At 59.7% G+C, this 536-nt stretch carries 2 protein-coding genes; one reads left to right on the top strand and one right to left on the bottom strand.

Going from position 1 to position 536, the window contains the following annotated elements; all coding sequences use genetic code 11:
• Positions 1-210: 210 nt before the first annotated feature.
• Entirely contained in the window at positions 211-435 is a 225-nt protein-coding gene (locus RNB18_RS53990) for a SpoIIAA family protein (RefSeq protein ID WP_394817804.1), read from the bottom strand.
• Between RNB18_RS53990 and RNB18_RS50950 the strand changes: the two genes are divergently transcribed.
• The coding region (locus tag RNB18_RS50950) for a hypothetical protein (RefSeq protein WP_311720919.1) at positions 349-536 on the top strand (188 nt) is incomplete at its 3' end. The genes RNB18_RS53990 and RNB18_RS50950 overlap by 87 nt on opposite strands.

Consider the following 536-nt stretch of genomic DNA (forward strand, 5'->3'; position numbering starts at 1 on the left):
CCTGGCTTCAGATCGTGGCCGAGCATTCATTGCCGTGACCTCTTTTCGAGTCGGATCGAAGGCGACGGCTTAGCTGTCACCCAATGCCATCCGATCACTGATCCAGCGGCCTCGATAGGTACCAAAGTCCTCGTTCTCCAGAGTCATCAGGCCAGCATGGCGGGTCACAGTCCCAACGTCCGCCTAGCACACAGCCTCTGATGACGCACTTCAGCGGGTGTGCGACAGCCGTCTCGCCTCGATCTGCCCAGCCGGGAAATGCCTGACCTCGGCGGACACAAAGTGCGACACCAAGTGTTCCGCGATGTCTCCCGTGGGGGCATCCGTTACAACTGCGATTCTCGCTACGTGTTCGTGATGATCTCGCACAAAGCGAAAGTGGGCGATCATCGCCCCAAAGCTCTCCCATCCCGGGAACGCACGGGCTTCGATGATGAGGCCGGCAAGGCCGCCGGAAAACTCGATGTACCGGTGGAGTTGACGTACGCGCTCTGGTCCATCATCGCGATCGTCATCGTTCAGCCTCGCCCATTGGT

Source organism: Streptomyces doebereineriae (assembly GCF_031845645.1).
Lineage (GTDB): Bacteria > Actinomycetota > Actinomycetes > Streptomycetales > Streptomycetaceae > Streptomyces > Streptomyces canus.